The sequence below is a fragment of the Streptomyces durocortorensis genome (genome assembly GCF_031760065.1).
Classification (GTDB): domain Bacteria; phylum Actinomycetota; class Actinomycetes; order Streptomycetales; family Streptomycetaceae; genus Streptomyces.
Genome location: NZ_CP134500.1, coordinates 2,040,459 through 2,058,822, shown reverse-complemented (window position 1 = coordinate 2,058,822; position 18,364 = coordinate 2,040,459). Strand labels below are relative to the sequence as shown.

At 71.4% G+C, this 18,364-nt stretch carries 17 protein-coding genes and 2 tRNA genes; 16 read left to right on the top strand and 3 right to left on the bottom strand.

The annotated features are described in order from the left end of the window. The first annotated feature begins 5 nt into the window (after positions 1 to 5). The 6 genes from RI138_RS09155 to RI138_RS09130 all read left to right on the top strand — a co-directional run bounded on the left by RI138_RS09155 (position 6) and on the right by RI138_RS09130 (position 8,359). Positions 6 to 2,774: a CDP-glycerol glycerophosphotransferase family protein gene (locus RI138_RS09155; RefSeq protein WP_311119498.1), complete on the top strand. Its 2,769-nt coding sequence runs from the start codon at positions 6 to 8 to the stop codon at positions 2,772 to 2,774. Between the two features lie 219 nt (positions 2,775 to 2,993). Then, positions 2,994 to 4,112, top strand: a complete 1,119-nt coding sequence (gene proB, locus RI138_RS09150; RefSeq protein WP_311122829.1) for a glutamate 5-kinase — start codon at positions 2,994 to 2,996, stop codon at positions 4,110 to 4,112. Between the two features lie 128 nt (positions 4,113 to 4,240). Next, the gene (locus RI138_RS09145) at positions 4,241 to 4,732 is read left to right on the top strand and encodes a hypothetical protein (RefSeq protein ID WP_311119497.1); all 492 of its coding nucleotides are present in this window, start codon (positions 4,241 to 4,243) and stop codon (positions 4,730 to 4,732) included. A gap of 99 nt (positions 4,733 to 4,831) precedes the next feature. Beyond that, a complete protein-coding gene (locus tag RI138_RS09140; RefSeq protein WP_311119496.1) occupies positions 4,832 to 6,115 on the top strand; it encodes a glutamate-5-semialdehyde dehydrogenase in 1,284 nt (427 codons plus the stop codon). 157 nt (positions 6,116 to 6,272) lie between these two features. After that, positions 6,273 to 6,869, top strand: coding sequence for an SCO2584 family spore wall biosynthesis protein (locus RI138_RS09135; protein WP_311119495.1), 597 nt, complete (start codon positions 6,273 to 6,275; stop codon positions 6,867 to 6,869). 338 nt (positions 6,870 to 7,207) lie between these two features. Further along, positions 7,208 to 8,359 carry an SCO2583 family membrane protein gene (locus RI138_RS09130; protein WP_311119494.1) on the top strand — a complete coding sequence of 384 codons (1,152 nt, stop codon included), beginning with the start codon at positions 7,208 to 7,210 and terminating at the stop codon, positions 8,357 to 8,359. A gap of 22 nt (positions 8,360 to 8,381) precedes the next feature. On the opposite strand, the gene RI138_RS09125 is transcribed toward RI138_RS09130, so the two are convergent. Continuing rightward, complete coding sequence (locus tag RI138_RS09125) at positions 8,382 to 9,500, bottom strand: M48 family metallopeptidase (protein WP_311119493.1); 1,119 nt, start codon at positions 9,498 to 9,500, stop codon at positions 8,382 to 8,384. A 111-nt stretch (positions 9,501 to 9,611) separates the two neighbouring features. Between RI138_RS09125 and RI138_RS09120 the strand changes: the two genes are divergently transcribed. From RI138_RS09120 to RI138_RS09075, 10 genes are all read left to right on the top strand, one after another. Further along, complete coding sequence (locus RI138_RS09120; RefSeq protein ID WP_179499923.1) at positions 9,612 to 9,764, top strand: hypothetical protein; 153 nt, start codon at positions 9,612 to 9,614, stop codon at positions 9,762 to 9,764. 84 nt (positions 9,765 to 9,848) lie between these two features. Continuing rightward, complete coding sequence (locus RI138_RS09115; RefSeq protein WP_179499922.1) at positions 9,849 to 10,013, top strand: hypothetical protein; 165 nt, start codon at positions 9,849 to 9,851, stop codon at positions 10,011 to 10,013. Positions 10,014 to 10,066: 53 nt separating this feature from the next. Further along, positions 10,067 to 10,684, top strand: a complete 618-nt coding sequence (nadD, locus tag RI138_RS09110) for a nicotinate-nucleotide adenylyltransferase (RefSeq protein ID WP_047176562.1) — start codon at positions 10,067 to 10,069, stop codon at positions 10,682 to 10,684. Between the two features lie 19 nt (positions 10,685 to 10,703). Further along, on the top strand, positions 10,704 to 12,527 hold the full coding sequence (locus tag RI138_RS09105) for an LCP family protein (protein ID WP_311119492.1): 1,824 nt from the start codon (positions 10,704 to 10,706) through the stop codon (positions 12,525 to 12,527). A 149-nt stretch (positions 12,528 to 12,676) separates the two neighbouring features. After that, entirely contained in the window at positions 12,677 to 13,108 is a 432-nt protein-coding gene (rsfS, locus tag RI138_RS09100; RefSeq protein ID WP_010062919.1) for a ribosome silencing factor, read from the top strand. After that, positions 13,105 to 13,758, top strand: coding sequence for a histidine phosphatase family protein (locus RI138_RS09095; protein WP_096623359.1), 654 nt, complete (start codon positions 13,105 to 13,107; stop codon positions 13,756 to 13,758). The genes rsfS and RI138_RS09095 overlap by 4 nt, the downstream gene beginning before the upstream one ends. Before the next feature lie 143 nt (positions 13,759 to 13,901). After that, positions 13,902 to 13,974, top strand: a tRNA-Ala gene (locus tag RI138_RS09090). A gap of 132 nt (positions 13,975 to 14,106) precedes the next feature. Further along, positions 14,107 to 14,295, top strand: coding sequence for a hypothetical protein (locus RI138_RS09085; RefSeq protein ID WP_096623357.1), 189 nt, complete (start codon positions 14,107 to 14,109; stop codon positions 14,293 to 14,295). A 3-nt stretch (positions 14,296 to 14,298) separates the two neighbouring features. Further along, the gene (locus tag RI138_RS09080; protein ID WP_096623355.1) at positions 14,299 to 14,532 is read left to right on the top strand and encodes a hypothetical protein; all 234 of its coding nucleotides are present in this window, start codon (positions 14,299 to 14,301) and stop codon (positions 14,530 to 14,532) included. Between the two features lie 147 nt (positions 14,533 to 14,679). Next, positions 14,680 to 14,752, top strand: a tRNA-Ala gene (locus tag RI138_RS09075). A 71-nt stretch (positions 14,753 to 14,823) separates the two neighbouring features. Here RI138_RS09075 and RI138_RS09070 read toward each other — a convergent pair. Beyond that, positions 14,824 to 16,401, bottom strand: a complete 1,578-nt coding sequence (locus RI138_RS09070; protein WP_096623353.1) for an NADH-quinone oxidoreductase subunit NuoF family protein — start codon at positions 16,399 to 16,401, stop codon at positions 14,824 to 14,826. Next, positions 16,398 to 17,978, bottom strand: coding sequence for a hypothetical protein (locus RI138_RS09065; RefSeq protein ID WP_311119491.1), 1,581 nt, complete (start codon positions 17,976 to 17,978; stop codon positions 16,398 to 16,400). The genes RI138_RS09070 and RI138_RS09065 overlap by 4 nt, the downstream gene beginning before the upstream one ends. Positions 17,979 to 18,364: the final 386 nt, after the last annotated feature.

Here is an 18,364-nt window from a genome sequence, read left to right as displayed (position 1 = left end):
CACCCGTGGCGTCCCTCGAAGCGATCCCCGACGAGCTCAGCCGGCTCATGAAGTACTTCCCGGAGACTCCGGTCGAGGAGCGCCCCGCCTTCCACAGCGCGGCCAAGGACTTCCTGGACCGGGCCGCCCCCAAGCTCGTCCGCAAGTTCTCCCCGATGGCCCGGGTCAAGTGGCACCTGGCGGCCAGCGGACGCGGCGACGAACTGGTGGACCTGCTGCACTACGAGCGCGAGAACCCGGGCGCCTTCTCCGTCCGTGGCCTGCGGCGCGCCCGCATCGAGCTCCCCGGCGTCGAGAGCTCCTCCCTCCCCTCCTCGGTGCGCAACTTCAACCGCAGCGAGCTGCCCGTGCGCGGCAAGCTCCTCGACCTCGTCTGGGAGGACGGCAAGCTCCTCGTCAAGGGCTACGCCTACATCCCCAACGTTCCCTCGGCCACCGGCAAGCGCTCGCTGCGCGTCGCCGTGCTCCGCCGCCAGGGCAGCCGCTCCACCCTCCCGCTGCGGATGCGCACGGTCCTGGAACCCCTCGCCACCGCCGAGGCCAAAGGCGCCCTGCACAACTACGACTGGTCCGGCTTCGAGATCGGCATCGACCCGTCCCGGCTCCGCGTACGCGGCCAGTGGCAGCCCGGCACCTGGCGGCTCGGCATCGGCATCCCGCGCCCCGGCGGCATGTCGGTGGGCAGCATCACCAAGAACAACGCGGGCGCGGCCGGACACAGCTGCACCCGCGTCCTGGACGACGGCGTCCGCCTCGTCGCCGGCTTCGACCGCAACCGGCTCAAGCTCTCCGTGGACGTCGTCCCCGCCGAGGTCATCGCCCAGGAAGCCGACGGCGACACCCTCACCGTCACCCTGCGCTCCCGCGTCACCACCCCCGCGGGCAAGTACCCCACCGCCCTGCGCATCGACCACGAGCCCAGCGGCTTCGCCACCGACCTCCCCCTCCAGCAGGGCGAGACCGGCCCCGACGGCTGGCTCCGCCACACCGCCCGCCTCGACTTCGCCGACCTGCCCGTCGACGACGTACAGCCCGGCAAGGCCGTCAAGTACCGCGCACTGATCGTCTTCGCCGACGGCACCACCCGCCGCGCCACCAACGGCACCGGACCCGTCACCGGCGTTCACCCGCTGCCCGGCGGACGCGAGTTCGCGATCCTCACCGACGGCGCCGGGAACTTCACCCCGCAGGTCCGCACGGTCCAGCCGGTCGTCGACGGCGTCGAGTGGAGCGCCGACGGCGAACTGGTGCTGTCCGGCGCCTACACCGGCCCGGCCGAGCAGATGAAGATGGTCCTGCGCCACACCGGCCGCAACGAGGACCGCCCGCTGCCCGTCGAGTTCACCGAGGGCCGCTTCACCGCGCGCCTGCGCCCGGACACCATGCCCACCTACGAGGGCACCGTGCCGCTGCGCGCCGGGCGGTGGATGCCCCGGCTGCGCCTGCGCACCGAGTGGGACCACACCCACGACCTCCCCGTCACCATCCGCCCCGACCTCGTCGGCACACTCCCGCTGGTCCACCGCGGCGAGCACCGCACGTACACCGTCGAGCGGGTCGACTTCGACCGGATCTTCGTGGAGTCGGGCCCGGTCCTCGACCCGGAGCTGCGCGGCGCCTACCGCCAGCGCCTGATGCGCGACGTCTACACCCCCGAGCAGCGCGAGCTGCCGCTGCGCGAGGCCGTGCTCTACAACAGCTTCGGCGGCAAGCAGTTCTCCGACTCGCCCCGCGCGGTCTACGAGGAGCTCAAGCGGCGCGGCACCGAGGTCGAGCACATCGCGATGGTCCACGACCAGCAGGTCGTGCTGCCGCCCGGCGTCCGGGGCGTCGAGTGGGGCAGCAAGGAGTGGTACGAGGCACTGGCCCGCAGCCGGTACGTCGTGACCAACGGCGGCATCCGCGAGTGGTTCGTCCGCCGCGAGGGCCAGGTCGTCGTCCAGACCTGGCACGGCACCCCGCTCAAGCGCATCGGCGCCGACCTCCTCGGCACCCCCAAGGCGAACCTGGCCTACATCGCGAGCCTCCCGCAGCGCTCGCGCCAGTACAGCCTGTTCATCACGCCGAACGCCTTCACCACCCCGATCATGACCAACTCCTTCCGCCTCCAGTGCGAGGTCCTGGAGGCGGGCTACCCGCGCAACGACGTCTTCCACGCCCCCGACCGCGTCAAGCGCGCCGCGGCCGTACGCGAGAAGCTCGGCATCCCGGCGGGCAAGAAGGTCGTGCTGTACGCCCCCACCTGGCGCGACGACCAGCGCTACGGCGGCCGCCGGTTCAAGCTGGACAACCAGATCGACGTCGAGGCCGCCCAGCGCGAGCTCGGCGAGGACCACGTGCTGCTCTACCGCAAGCACCACAAGGTCCTCGACTCCATCCCCGGCGCCGGCCAGGGCTTCGTCTACGACGTCACGTACTACCCGGACATCGCCGACCTCTACCTGATCGCCGACGTGCTGATCACGGACTACTCCTCGGTGCTGTTCGACTTCGCCCACTCCGGCCGGCCGATGCTCTTCTTCACGTACGACCTGGAGCACTACCGCGACACCCTGCGCGGCTTCTACTTCGACTTCACCTCCCGCGCCCCCGGCCCGCTGATCAAGACCTCCGAGGACCTGGTCGCCGCGATCCGGAACATCGACGCGGTGAGCGAGGAGTACAAGGAGAAGTACGCCCAGTTCCGGGTCGACTTCTGCGAACCGTCCGACGGCCGCGCCGCCGCCCGGGTCGTGGACCGGATGCTCGCGATCAAGGACGAGCAGCAGGGCTGAGCACACCGGTACGCCGAACTGCTCGCCCGGACTGTCCACCGGACGGAACGGGCGGGCGGCGGGGGCGGCCGCTCGCGTACTGTGACGTGCCGGGGGCGGTCGCGACGGCAGTGGTGCGGCTCCACGTCCCCCACCGAACCACCGGGGCGAAGCAGAGCGAGGAAGCACGTGTCAGAGCACAGGCCGTCGGAGCGCGGGCCCTCGGAGCGCCGCACCGGAGTGACCGGCGCCCGCCGGATCGTCGTCAAGGTCGGCTCCTCCTCGCTCACCACGGCCTCCGGCGGCCTCGACGCCGACCGGGTCGACGCCCTCGTCGACGTCCTGGCCAAGGTCAGGGACGGCGGCGAACGCGAAGTCGTCCTCGTCTCCAGCGGGGCCATCGCCGCCGGGCTCGCCCCGCTCGGCCTGGTCCGCAGGCCCAAGGACCTGGCCCGCCAGCAGGCCGCCGCCAGCGTCGGCCAGGGCCTCCTGGTGGCCCGCTACACCGCCTCGTTCGCCCGCTACGGCGTCCGCGTCGGCCAGGTGCTCCTGACCGCCGACGACACCAGCCGCCGCGGCCACTACCGCAACGCCTACAGCACCCTGGACAAGCTCCTGGATATGGGCGCCGTCCCCGTCGTCAACGAGAACGACACCGTCGCCACGGACGAGATCCGCTTCGGCGACAACGACCGGCTCGCCGCCCTCGTCGCCCATCTCGTCCACGCCGACCTCCTCGTCCTGCTCTCCGATGTCGACGGCCTCTACGACGGCCCGCCCGGCACCCCCGGCGCCTCCCGCATCGCCGAGGTCACCGGCCCCGACGACCTGACCGGCGTCACCATCGGCAGCGCCGGAAAGGCGGGCGTCGGCACCGGTGGCATGGTCACCAAGGTCGAGGCCGCCCGTATCGCCACCGCCGCCGGAGTCCCCGTCGTCCTCACCTCCGCCAGCCGGGCCGCCGACGCGCTCGCGGGCCGTGACACCGGCACGTACTTCCACCGCACCGGCCGCCGCTCCGCCGGCCGCCTCCTGTGGCTGGCCCACGCCTCCACCCCGCAGGGCTCGCTCACCCTCGACGACGGCGCCGTACGGGCCGTGGTGGAGCGGCGCACCTCGCTGCTGCCCGCCGGGATCTCCGCCGTCGAGGGCGAGTTCAGCGCCGGCGACCCGGTGGAACTGCGCGATCTGCGCGGCGCCCCCGTCGCCCGCGGGCTCGTCAACTTCGACGCGAAGGAGATCCCCCAGCTGCTCGGCCGCTCCACCCGGGATCTGGCCCGTGAGCTGGGGCCCGCCTACGAGCGCGAGATCGTACACAGGGACGATCTGGTCATTCTCACGCCTCGCCTCACCCCCTGAAACGGCTGAAAGTCCCGCCCTCCAGCAGTGACCTTTACCAAAACGGCCCCACTCGCGGCTGTGGACTGGTCCACTTTGTAGTGGGGAAACAGGGGTATCGCACAGCAACACATCACAGGAGGCCGCCGGTGAGACGAGCGCGCCCGGGGGCGCCGCCCCGAGGCACGGCCAGCCGCGCCCTGACGAGTGTCGGACCGGGGGCGGATCTCGACCGGAATCCACTCCCGGCCGACACCGCCGCGCAGGAGCCGGTCACGACGGCGAAGGAGGAGTTCCCGCAGTCGAAGCTCTGGCACATCACCCTCAGCGTCTCGGGCACCGAGACTCCGCTGGGAGAGGTCAGACGCGGCCTGGAACAGCTCGCGCACGACCATCCCTTCCTGCTGACCAGCCGCTATGCCAACGACCACGCGGAGATCCGCTACTGGGAAGAGGCCCGCGATCTGCACGACGCGGCCGCGGTCGCCCTGCGGCTGTGGGGGGAGCACCGCTCCAGCGCCCAGCTCCCGCCCTGGGAGATCGTCGGCCTGGAAGTCATCGACCGCGAGACCTACCACCTGCGCATCGCCGAGGGCTACGGGCCGCCGCCCGCCGCCCCCGTGGGCGTGCACCCCTACTGACCCCCGGGGTGCTCCGGGGGACGTCCGCCCCTCGGGTCGGCCGTCTCGCATCACGGGATACGTGACGGATGCCCGCAGAGCGCGCATTACTCTGCGGGCATGACCACGCTCTCGCCCTACGACAACCTCTCCCCGGTCGCGCAGACCGCCTACCGGGCCCGCGCGGCCGCCGCCGACATCGCGCCACTGCCGCGTGCGGCCAAGGACGACGCCCTGCTTGCCATCGCCGACGCCCTCGAAGTGCGGACGAGCGAGATCGTCGAGGCCAACGCGAAGGACGTCGAGCGCGCCCGCGAGGCCGGGACGAGCGAAGGCATCATCGACCGCCTCACCCTCACCCCGGAACGCATCCGCGCCATCGCCGCGGACGTCCGGGACGTGGCGGCCCTGCCCGACCCGGTCGGTGAAGTGGTGCGCGGCTCGACCCTGCCCAACGGCATCGACCTGCGCCAGGTGCGGGTCCCGCTCGGCGTGGTCGGCATCATCTACGAGGCCCGTCCCAACGTCACCGTCGACGCCGCCGCCCTCTGCCTGAAGTCCGGCAACGCGGTCCTGCTGCGCGGCTCCGCCTCCGCCTACGCCTCCAACACCGCCCTCGTCCGGGTCCTGCGCGACGCGGTGGGCGGCTCGGGCCTCCCCGCCGACGCGGTCCAGCTCGTCCCGGGCGAGAGCCGTGACTCCGTACGCGAGCTGATGCGGGCCCGCGGTCTGGTCGACGTCCTCATCCCGCGCGGCGGCGCCTCGCTGATCCGCACGGTCGTCGAGGAGTCCACCGTCCCCGTCATCGAGACCGGCACCGGCAACTGCCACGTCTACGTCGACGCGCAGACGGACCTCGCCATGGCCGTCGACATCCTGATCAACTCCAAGGCGCAGCGCCCCAGCGTCTGCAACGCGGCCGAGACCCTGCTCGTCCACAAGGACATCGCCGACACCTTCCTGCCGCTCGCCCTGGACGCGCTGGCCGAGGCCGGGGTCACCGTCCACGGCGACGAGCACGTCCTCGCCCGGGCGGAGGGCACCAAGGCCACCGTGGTCGCGGCGACGACGGAGGACTGGGAGACCGAATACCTCTCGTACGACATCGCGGCGGCGGTCGTCGACTCCCTGGACGCCGCGGTCGCGCACATCCGCCTCTGGTCCTCCGGCCACACCGAGGCGATCGTCACGACCTCCCAGGCGGCCGCCCGCCGGTTCACCCAACTGGTCGATTCGACGACGGTCGCCGTGAATGCCTCCACGCGCTTCACGGACGGCGGGCAGTTCGGCTTCGGCGCTGAGATCGGCATCTCCACGCAGAAGCTGCACGCCCGGGGCCCGATGGGCCTGCCGGAGCTGACCTCGACGAAGTACATCGTCACCGGCGACGGCCACGTCCGTTAGGGCCTGTCGTTCGGATCATGCGGGCTCGCGGGCGCTCCCGCCCGCCCCGGCCGGGGCGGGCGCGGCCGCTGAGCCCGGCCGCGCGTTCCCCTCCCCCCGACCGGGGGAGTTCGCGGGGTCCCTGCCGAAAAGGTCCCGACAGGGCTACGCTGAATCCGTGCCGGACGACGTGGGGGGCAAGCCGTTCCCGGACGGCTGGGAGCCCGACGACGACCGCGGGGGCGCGGACGAGGATTTCGCCACCGTGGTGTTCGACGAGGACTTCGTCCGGGCCGCGGCCGTCCACGAGCCCACCGCCGTGGAGCGCCTGCTCGCCGCCGCCGAGGCCCGCGCCGAGGCCGATGCGGCCCGCGCCCGCCGCAGCCGCCGCCCCGACGACGACCGTTACGACGAGCACGGACCCTACGGCCGCCCCCGCGGCTACCACGACCCGCAGGACCTCGACTACGACCCGGACCACGGCGACGGGCACGACGCCACCGCCCCGGGCCCCTACGGCCGCCACGGCGGCTCCCTGCGGCCCTACCGCAACTCCGCCCGCTGGCACCGTCCCGTCGCCTGGCTGCTGGCGCTGATGATGGGCATCGGCATGGTCGCCCTCGCCTTCAGCGCCGTCTACCGGGGCGCGTCGGCCAATCGCCAGGACCAGGTGCCGCCCCCCGTCACCAGCGGCGTCGACAAGCCCGGAGCCGCCCCCTCGGCCTCCGCCGACCACTCCCGGCCAGCGGTCTCGGCCGAACCCGGCCTCCCCTGACCGCTCGGAAGCAGGGCCCTCGTGCCGGTGCGTTCCGGCAGCCGTTCGCCCGGCTGTCGTAACCCCCGTACGCCGGTATCGGCAGCTGTTCGCTTCGTCCCTCGCCCTCCGTGTGCCACGGCCCGGTTCCGGGTCCTCGCCCGGCCCTCCCGTCACCCGTTCGCCGGTGCCCGCACCGGCAGCTCCCCCAGCTCTCCGCGTTTACGCACGCGGCAATCGACCTACCCTCAAGATGTGACCCCTCGTTCCCAGGGGGGCTTCTCGCTTGCCGGACACCGCTCGTCCGAAGCAGACCGTTGCGCACCGAACCGACCGGTGTGGAGATCGGGAGAGAAGTCATGACAGGCCGCTCAGAACCGCCGGACGGCCCGCCCGAGAACCCCGCGGGCGGCGAGGACGAATACCGCTCCCTCGTCTTCGACGAATCGTTCGTCCAGGCTGCCCGGATGCAGGAGTTCTCGGCCCAGGAGCGGATGGGCGAGCACGCCCGCGCGGTGCGCGCCCTGCCCGAGCCACCGGCCGCCCTCCGCAGCGGAGGCGGCTCCCGGACCGCCATAGCGCTGATCGTCCTGATTGCCCTGGCCTTCGCCCTCGCCGTCTACATAGGCTTCCGCAGCCCCTACCCCCAGCCGCCCACCCGACGGGCCGAACCCCTGAGGACCACTGTCGTCCCCCTCGCCCCTCCGGGGGCCGTCCCCGGCGGCTCCCCCGAGCGGCTGTACGCGTCCGAGCCGGTCGCCGGTCTCCGCACCGGCGCGGAAGGGATCAACTTCCCCGCCGTGCGGCGTACGCGGAACTTCTCCGACAGCCAGATCACCGCCGCTCTCGCCACGGTCAAGGACTACCTGGTGGAGTCCTCCCTGAACCCCGACGTCCTCACCGGCGATGTCCGCAGGCCCGTCGAGCACCTCCTCGCCCCCGACCAGCGGGCCCAGTTCGAACAGAGCCTGAGCACCCCGGCGGACGACGGGCGGAACGCCGCCACCGGCTGGCTGGTGCGCTTCGACCCGGCCCACGTGGAACTCGCGGACCCGCACGTCCGGGTCCAGGGCACGCTCCGCTACGAGGAGGAGGGAACGGGCGCACTGGGGGTCGTCTCGGACCACACGTTCACCTACGCCGTGCGCCCGGCCGACGGACCCCACGGGGAGGACGGCGCCTCCCTGTTCACCGTGCGTCGCGAGCTGCACTTCCGCTTCGACCGGGAGGATCTGCGGCTGCACCGGCTGGAGCTGCGCACCGCCTACGTCCAGGCCGGGCCGCACTCATGCTCGGCCGATGCGGCCGGGACGCTCCGCCCGCTTCTCGCCGGGGAGCGGGCGGACGACCGCGGGCCCGCCGCCACCGACCCGTATGCCACGGGCCGGCCCACGGCGGCGCTGTGCGGGACCCTGGCGGCCGTCAGCTCCCCGACGGCCTCGGCGGCAGCCACGACGACCCCGACGGACTCGGCGGCCGGCCGGAGCTCCCCGAGCAGCCCCTCGCAGTAGTCAGGCCCCGGTCCTCAGGCCCTCAGTCCTCCGGGTCCTGAGGGCGGCCGGATGTGCCCTTCTCGCCCGTGGCGGAGCCCCCGGCCGGGCCCTGCGCCCCGCCCTTCGTGCCTCCGCCCGCGGCGCCGGTGAACTTGTCGCGCAGCTTGCCGCCCAGGTCCCCGGCGCCTCCGGCGATGTCGCCGACCAGCTTCATCAGCGGGTCCTTGCTGGTGCGCACCGTGTCGGCGTAGTGCGAGGCGGACTCCCGGAACGAGTCCGTCACCGAGGTGTCCTTGTCCTCCTCGCGGCGCGGGTAGTGGCCGTCCATGATCCGCTGGAAGTCGCGGCTCTCCGACCACTTCTTCAGCTCGGCGGCCCGCACCGCGGTGAACGGGTGTGTCCGGGGCAGCACATTGAGGATCTTGAGGACGGAGTCGCGCAGGTCTCCGGCCTTCTCGTACTCGTCGGCCTGGGCGAGGAAGGCGTCCACGTTCATCTCGTGGAGGTGATTGCCGCCGGCGATCTTCATCAGGCCGCGCATCGAGGCCTTGGTGTCCTGGCCCACCAGGAGCCCGGCCCGGTCCGCGGACAGCTCCGACTTGCGGAACCACTCGCGCAGCGCCGTCACTATCGCCATGATCGCGACATTGCCCAGCGGGATCCAGGCGACCTTCACGGCCAGATTGGTGAGGAAGAGCAGTATCGTCCGGTACACCGAGTGACCAGAGAGCGCGTGGCCCACCTCGTGGCCCACCACCGCCCGCATCTCCTCCTCGTCGAGCAGCTCGACCAGGCCGGTGGTGACCACGATGATCGGTTCGTCAAGACCGATGCACATGGCGTTGGGCTGCGGGTCCTGCTTGACGTACATCGGCGGGACCTTCTCCAGGTCCAGGATGTAACAGGCGTCCCGCAGCATGTCGTTGAGGTGGGTGAACTGCGCTTCGCTCACCCGGACGGAGTCGGAGAGGAACAGCAGCCGCAGGCTGCGCTCCGGGAGCAGCCCGCTGAGCGCCTTGAACACGGTGTCGAACCCGGTCAGCTTGCGCAGGGCCACCAGGGCCGAGCGGTCGGCGGGGTGCTCGTAGGCCCGGGAGGAGATCCCGGCAAATCGCCTGCGCTGCCTGCTCGGCACGTTCTCGTGACTGTTGTCGGTCATGGATGGCCCCCTGTTCGTACGAGACGTTGCTCGTCCCCCGGACAAAAACCAGCCTATGCGCTGGCGCTACGGTGTGCGGGGGGCTGTGGATAACTTTGAGGAGCGCCCGAAATGCCGCACACCGCCGTACTGCTCGCCGCCGCGTCCGAGGAGCAGGGACCCGGCAGCACCCTGAGGATCGTGCTGCTCGTCGCGATCCTCGGAGCGGTGCTCCTGGCCTGGTTCCTGCTGCGCGGATACCGCAACGATGACAACAACGACTGAGTCGGCGTGAGCGTGCCCGGGGGGCCCGCATACGATGTGCCCGACGTCTTCCTTCCGATTCACGATCGATAGGTCCTGCCGAAGATGAGCCTCACGAGCACCGCACACCAGCTGGTCACCATCGCCTCCGGGGGCGGCGAGGGCGGTGGCAACCACGAAAGCCTCAACCCCTACCTCATCGGCGCCGGCGCCTTCCTCGCGCTGATGTTCCTGCTGTGGGTCACCACCCGCTTCAACCGCGACCGCTGAGTCTGAGACCGCTGAGTCAGAGGCGTACAGCTGTGCCAGTAGGCTCTGCACGCATGGGAGAGCAGGAAGTGCCTACCGGCCCCGGCAAGCGCCGGCTCGGCGTCATGGGCGGGACATTCGACCCGATCCATCATGGACACCTGGTGGCGGCCAGTGAAGTGGCCGCCCAGTTCCATCTGGACGAGGTCGTCTTCGTTCCGACCGGGCAGCCGTGGCAGAAGAGCCACAAGAAGGTCTCCCCGGCCGAGGACCGCTATCTGATGACGGTCATCGCCACCGCGTCCAACCCGCAGTTCTCCGTAAGTCGCAGTGACATCGACCGTGGCGGACCGACGTACACCATCGATACGCTGCGGGACCTGCGCGAGGTCCACGGCGACGCGGACCTCTTCTTCATCACCGGCGCCGACGCGCTCTCCCAGATTCTCACCTGGCGCGACGCGGAGGAGCTGTTCTCGCTCTCCCACTTCATCGGTGTGACCCGCCCGGGTCACGTGCTCACGGACGACGGGCTGCCCGAGGGCGGTGTCTCCCTCGTGGAGGTACCCGCGCTGGCGATCTCGTCCACGGACTGCCGTGAGAGGGTCGCGCAGGGGGAACCGGTCTGGTACCTGGTGCCGGACGGCGTGGTCCGCTACATCGACAAGCGCCAGCTGTACCGCGGCGAATGAGCCACGGAGAGGGGCACCGGTGAACGACCGACAGAACCCGTACGATCCGTATTACCAGGAGCCGCAGGTCATCGGCTACGACGCTTACGGGCAGCCGGTGTACCAGCAGCAGGCGCAGCAGCCGTACGACCAGCAGGGGCAGCAGTACGACCCCTACGCCGCGCACCAGGGCCAGGAGCAGGGCCACGCGCACCAGGCCCCCGAGGCGGGGTACGGCTACGACGCGTACGGCAACCCCCAGCAGCAGCCCCCGTACGACCCCTACGCAGGCCAGTACCAGGGCCAGCACCCGGAGCAGACGCACCAGAGCCAGACGCACCAGAGCCAGACGTACCCGGGTCAGACGTACCAGGGCCAGGCCCAGCAGGGACAGGGCGCCGAGCAGGGGTACGGGTACGGCTCCTACACCGAATACGGCTACGCCGCCGGGCAGCAGCCCGCCGCGGTCGACACCGGTCAGCACTGGAGCGTCCCGCAGCAGGGCGCCGCCCCCGCGCCGGAGCAGGCCCCGCAGTCGCACACAGCGGAAGCCGCGGAAGCCGAAGCGGAGGCCGACGCGGCCGTTCCGGGGCAGCGCAAGCCCGCTCCCGACTACCGAACCGAGCAGTTCTCGTTCATCGAGGAGCCCGACGAGGACTCCGAAGACGTCATCGACTGGCTGAAGTTCACCGAGAGCCGCAGCGAGCGGCGCGAGGAAGCGCGCCGCAAGGGCCGCAACCGGATGATCGCCCTGATCGTCGTGGCCGTTCTCGTGGTCGTCGGCGGAGTCGGGTACCTCTGGTCCGCCGACATGATCCCCGGCCTCTCCGGTCCGGACGACAAGAAGGCCGTCGCCGCCGGAGCCCAGCAGCGCGACATGATCGTGGTGCACCTGCACGACACCAAGAAGGGCGCCACCTCCACGGCGCTCCTCGTCGACAACACCACCACCAAGCAGGGCACCACCGTTCTGCTGCCCAACTCCCTCGCCGTCGCGGGCGACGACGGGACCACCACCACGCTCGGCAAGTCCGTCGACGACGACGGCAGGACCGGCACCCGGGAGGCGATCGACACCCTCCTGGGCACCCGGATCACCGGCACCTGGCGGCTGGACACTCCCTACCTGGAGAACCTCGTCGAGCTGGTCGGCAACATCGAGGTCGACACCGACACCGAGGTGCCCGACACCAAGAAGGGCGCCTCGCCCCTGGTGAACAAGGGCGAGGCGCAGACGCTCAGCGGCCCGATGGCCGTCGCGTACGCCACGTACCGCGCACCGGGCGAGCCCGAGGCCAAGCAGCTGATGCGGTTCGGCGAGGTCATGCGGGCCACGCTGCGCAAGATCTCCGGGGATCCCAAGGCCGCGACCATCACCATCGAGACGCTGCTCCAGGTGCTCGACCCGTCGCTGCCCGAGAAGGACCTCGGGGCCTCGCTCGCCAAGCTTGCCGCGCATGCCAAGGTCGGCGACTACAAAACGGTCCTCCTGCCGGTCCAGGAGGACGGCACGCTCACCGAGGAGGCCACCCGCAGCGTCGTCAAGGACGTCCTGGGCGGTGCGGTGAAGGCCCCCGAAGAGGGTGCGCCCCTCCGGGTCGCCGTTCGCAACGCCACGGGTGACGACAAGGCCGCAGAGGCGGCCCGGGTCCAGCTGATCAACGGCGGCTACGCCTTCGTGGACAGCGGCAAGGCCGAGGCCGAGTCCTCTTCCGTCGTGCTCTACCGGTCCGCCGAGGACAAGGAGAAGGCCGTCGAGGTGGCCAAGACCCTGGGGCTGTCCGACGACGACGTGAAGAAGGGCGAGCCGGCCGCGAACGCCGACGTGTCCGCCGTCCTCGGCCAGGACTACGAGATCAAGTAGCCGCTACGGGTTCACCGGCCGACGTTCCTCCGAGGCCTCGGACGTCGGCCGGTGAAGCGCGGCAAAGCTCCGGGTGAAACGTAGTAAAGCTCTGTCGGCGGTCCGTGAGACCCTAGAGGTTGTATCCGACCGCCGACGAAAGCCTGCATGTGACCGCCACGGACCGCTCCATCGAGCTCATCAACGCCGCCGCTCAGGCGGCCGCCGACCGGCTCGCGCACGACATCATCGCCTACGACGTCAGCGATGTGCTGTCGATCACCGACGCCTTCCTGCTGGCCTCGGCCCCCAACGACCGCCAGGTCAAGTCGATCGTCGACGAGATCGAGGAGCGGCTCCAGAAGGAGCTCGGCGCCAAGCCGGTGCGCCGCGAGGGCGACCGCGACGCCCGCTGGATCCTCCTCGACTACGTCGACATCGTCATCCACGTCCAGCACAGCGAGGAGCGCGTTTTCTACGCGCTGGAGCGCCTGTGGAAGGACTGCCCGGAGATCGCCCTCCCCGAGGACGCGATCAAGACCCGCGGCAAGGCCGAGGAGCACGCGCAGCTCAACGGCGGCACGGAAGGTGACCAGAGCTGAACGGCAGCAGCAGCGGCAGGGGCCGCAGGATCGTCCTCTGGCGGCACGGCCAGACGGCATGGAATCTGGAGCGTCGCTTCCAGGGCTCCACGGACATCGAGCTCACCGAGGCCGGCCTCGGGCAGGCCCGCCGGGCCGCCCGGCTGCTCGCCTCGCTGAAGCCGGACGCCATCGTGGCCTCCGACCTCCGGCGGGCGGCGGCCACGGCCGCCGAGCTGGCCGCAGTCAGCGGCCTGACCGTCGCTCATGACGCGGCTCTTCGCGAGACGTACGCAGGCGCCTGGCAGGGGCTGACGCACCACGAGATCGTCGAGCGCTACGGGGAGCAGTACGCCGCGTGGAAGCGCGGCGAGCCCGTGCGCCGGGGCGGCGGCGAGCTGGAGACCGAGGTCGCCGACCGGGCCGCTCCGGTCGTCCTGGAGCACGCCGAGAAGCTCCCCGCCAATGGCACGCTGGTCGTGGTCAGCCACGGCGGCACGATCAGGACGACGATCGGCCGCCTGCTGGGTCTGGAGTCGCATCACTGGGAAGGGCTCGGCGGGCTGTCCAACTGCTGCTGGTCCGTTCTCGGTGAGGGAGCGCGTGGCTGGCGGCTGCTGGAGCACAACGCCGGAACGCTGCCCGAGCCGGTGCTCGGCGACGACGACTAGGGCCTCGTTCGGATCGGGCCGGACCGGGCGCCGTTCCCGGCCGTCCACGGGCGGCACCGGGCCGGATTTCACTTTCCGGCAGGTCACAGGCTAAAGTTCTTCTTGTTCGCAGCGCGGAAACGCAGGGAAACACAGCGAACAGCGGGGCTATAGCTCAGTTGGTAGAGCGCCTGCATGGCATGCAGGAGGTCAGGAGTTCAATTCTCCTTAGCTCCACAATTAGGATCCCGCCCCCACCAGGGGGCGGGATCTTCTGCGTGGAGGACGCACGGCGGGCTGACCCTCTTGCGGGGTCATGGCAGAATCGGAACGCCGGAGGGGGCGACGGACCGATCGGGAGGGAGCGCGATGCCTGCGACTCGCGAACACGTCCCCGACCTGCCGCTTGTCGCCGCCCTGCGCTCCGGCTCTCCAACGTCCGAAGATCGATCCCGGCTCGGCTGTCCGTCCTGCGGTTCGTCCCATGTCGCCCAGGTTCTGGGTGACAACGGAGGGGTCTCCTACGTGTGCACGGCCTGCGGCCACAGCTGGAGCTGACTGATGGGTGCACACAGGCGTAAGTGCGACTGGTGCGACAGCGGTACGCCCATTGTCAGGGACATGGACCCGGTCAACGCGGAGTACCAGTACTGGTGCGAGGAATGCGCGCGGGCGCTGATCATAAAAGGCGACCCCATCGAGACGTACCGGGAGCTGGAGGGGGAGCCGATCTACGGGAGGCTCCTGGAAGAGCACTGCACCCTCAAGCGCTTCTACTCGTTCGCGACTGCCTGATCGCGACCGTCTGGCCTGTGGTCGGCTCATCACTCACCCGGGATGAATCGGGCATCTCGGTACGGACCGGAAACGATTTGGTGAAGCACCGGGGGGACCGTGTAATGTTCTCGATGTCGCCAAGGGAAACCGAGCGGCAAACAACAAGGGGCTATAGCTCAGTTGGTAGAGCGCCTGCATGGCATGCAGGAGGTCAGGAGTTCAATTCTCCTTAGCTCCACAGTGAAGTAGCGGGCCACCCGGATCGGGTGGCCCGCTATTTTTGTTCCGACCTTCTGTCCGGCTGCCTGGTCAGCCGCGCCCGCTGCCCAGCGCCCGCCGGTTGGCGGCCGGGAGGGCGGGGCGCGTCTCGGCGGGCGGCTGCTCGATCCTGAGCGCCAGGGCGGGGCAGCGCCGTACGGCCCGCTGGGCCCGCCCGCGCAGATGCATTGGTACGGCGGCGTCCGCCAGCGCCGGATAGCCGTCGGGGCCCAGCCTGATGAGCTCGGGGACGATGTCCGCGCACAGGCCGTGGCCCTGGCAGAGCGTCCAGTCCACGGCCAGCTTCTCACCGCTCGGAATCGACTCCTCCAGATCCTGGTAGCCAGGTCCGGGCAGCGGCAGCACCCCGGCCGTCTCCCGCCCGCAGCCGCCGTCCAGGACGTGTGCGGCGAGGTCGTCCGTGAACGCCGACAAGGTGGAGAGCAGGAACCGCGCCGAACCGTCCGGGTGTTTGCACGCCCCCCGGCCCTTCACGGCCTGGGTGACCTCGCGCAGGGCCTCCAGGGCCGCGGGCCCGCCCCCGTTCAGCAGGTCGGAGAGGCCGCCCGCGGCGGCGGGGAGCCCCAGCTTGCACGGACCGCACTGCCCGGCGGTCTCGGCGGCCAGCCAGTTGGCGATCCGGAGGGACTCGCCGAGCGGGCAGGTGTCCGGCCCGATCGGCAGGATGGCGCCGGCCCCGAGCGCGCCGCCCACGGTGGCCAGGGACTCGCGGGAGACCACGGCGTTGTGCGAGGAGACCGCGTCGATCCAGTTGCCGTGATAGCCGCCCGTCAGGACGCCCTGCGGCAGCGGGGGAGCGTCGGCCAGTTGCAGGATGTACCGCAGCGGCACCCCGGTCGGCACCTCGATGACCATCGGCCGCGCCACCGCTCCGGAGACGGTGAGCAGGACGGTGCCCGGTTCGTTCGGCAGGCCGGTGTGCCCGTAGCGGCGCGGGCCGATCCGGGCGGCGACGGCGAGCTGTGCGTACGTCTCCGCGTTCGACAGCAGGGTAGGGGCGCCGCCCACCCCGGTCTCCGCCGCCCGCTCGCGCCGGCCCGGCGGCAGGGCGGGCCCGCCGTTCGCCGCCCGGATCACCGAGGATGCCTCGCCGGAGACCATGCGTTCCGGGGTGCGGACCACCCGGGCGCGCAGCGGCAGGCCGCGCCGGTCGGAGAGGCCGCGCTCGGCGAGAGCCGCCCGCACGGACACCTCTGTGGAGTTGCGGGTGACGGCGACAACCAGGGTGCGTGCGCCGAGTGCCTCCGCGGCCAGCAGGGCGCCGTCCAGGATGAGGTGGGGGGCGCGGTTGAGGAGCACGGTGTCCTTGCGGCAGGCGGGTTCGCCCTCACTGCCGTTGATCACGACGACAGGCCGCACACCGCGGCGGATGGACGCCTTCGCCACCGCCCGCAGCTTCCTGCCGAAGGGGAAACCGGCACCTCCCCTTCCGCGTAGGGAAATCGCCTCGGCCAGTTCGGCCAGCCGCTCGCCCGTCATCGGTTCGAGTGGCCCGTGGACCTTCAGGTGCATGGCGAGGTCGAGCCGTTCCACGAGGTCGAAGCCGGTGGTCAGCTGCGGCAGGCCGACGACGCGGACCTCGGGAACATCGGGGAGGGGGACGTTCACGGTCGGTCTCCTGCGGGTGCGTGCCAGGGCTCGCCTGCCGGGGGAGCGGCGAACGGCTCGGCATGCGGCTCGGCGCCGGGGGCGGTGAAGGGGGAGGCGAAGGGAGTGGTCGTGGTGGTGCTGTCCGGCGTCGGGGGGCCGCTGTCGTACTCCGGCGTGCCGTAGGAATGGGGCGGCGTGCCAGAAGAAGGCGTGCCGTAAGGAGGTGCTGCGTAAGAAGACGTCGCGTCAGCCTGTATGCCGCCGGTGGGCGCCGGTCCGTGGGCGCCTTCGGAAGGCAGCGGGGCGGAGGGCGGGGCGTACGGAGTCGGCGCGCCGGTGTCGTATTCCGGAGTGCCATAAGTAGGTGTCGTGTCGAACCGGGATGCGTACAGAGGTGGTTCCTGGGGCGGCGCGTAGGTGTGCTCGGCCGCGTGGGACGGACTGGGGTGCGCCGGCGCGGGGGATGTGGAGTGCGCCTGTGCGGGAGGTGCGGGGGACGGCGAGGGCCAGCGGCTCTCCGACGGGAGCGAGGGGCCACCGCCGAGCGAGACAGCGCGATATCCGGCCGCTATCCCCGGACCGGGCCCCTTCCGCCACCCCTGAACCGGCGTGTCCCCGGGAGGGTCGAAGGTGATGCGGTCGGCGCTGCGGGGCGGGGGCTCGTACAGGGGTGCCCGGCTGCCGTACAGCGTCTCCGTCGGTGCCTCGTGCAGCGAGCCGGGGATCGCCGACGGCGGGGACTCCGCCGGGGGTATCGGCGCCGACAGGGTGCGCGGGCGCACGGGCGTGCCCCGTACGTCCCCGCCCGGCTCGCTCCAGCCGACCGGGTCGGACCAGGGCTCCGCACCGGAGGACGGGGACTCGCGCAGGACCGGGTCCGGGGCGGGCGGCGGGCCCTGGCCCAGCAGCTCCGCGATCCGGTCGGCGATCCGCCGCTTCGTCGGGCGGGGCAGCAGCCGCAGGCACAGCACGCCCGCGACACCGGCCAGGCACAGGCCGTACATCACGACCACCCAGGTCGCGGGCGCGCGGCCCGCGTACAGGCCGTGGACCAGCGCGGCGCACCAGGCCGGATAGGACAGCCCGTGCAGGGCGCGCCACCGGCCCGCGATCCCGCCCGCCTCCCGGGGGGACCCGAGCGACTGGCCGAGTCGGGTGGCCGTGGGGGAGGGCTGGGCGAACGCGCTGCGCAGGGCGCCGGTCGCGGCCGTGACGACCATCAGCAGACCGGCCAGCGAGCCGAAGCCGATCAGTCCCGCCGTGCCGGTGACGCCGAGGCCGAAGGGTATGAGGGCACCGATCAGATCGACATGCCCGAGGGCGACCTTCACGGTGCCGTGCAGCAGCAGAAAGCCGAGCGAGGCCACGGCGGTGGCCCGGTGGATGCCCTGGCAGACGATCCGCTGGCGGGTGGAGAGGAACAGCCGGTCCGTGGCCAGCAGGCCCCAGGCGACGGCCGCGCTGAGCGACACCAGCGACAGGACGCCGGTGGTGAAATCGAGGGTGGTGCGCAAGCCGTCGCTCCCTGCGACGGCGAGTAGGGGGACGAAGACCAGGGCGGCGACAGTGAGGCCGCCCTGTACCGGCCGACTCATTCCGGGGCTCATGGTGGGGGATACGCGGATCTTGCGATGAGGGTTCATGGGGGCGACTCCGAATAGTTCGGCAAAGCGGTCCCGTTGCCGCATGCTAGGACGCCCCATACCAACCAGTACGGGCTTTGCGTGGTTGCCCCGATAGAAGTGGGTACGCCGAGTAACCTCCGCTTCCCGGGAGTTCCCTCCGTCCCGTGAGTCGCCCCAGGACTCAGTGGAATACCCACGGGAAGTCCGCGGAACGCACACCGCGCACCCACGGAAACATCACGCGCCGACTACGGAGGGCGACGGGGGAAGGGTGGGGTCCCGGCTCTCGCGCGCCGTGTCCGCTCTCCGGTCGCTCCCCGCTCCCTTCCGGGCCCGTGCGGTACCCTGACGCCATG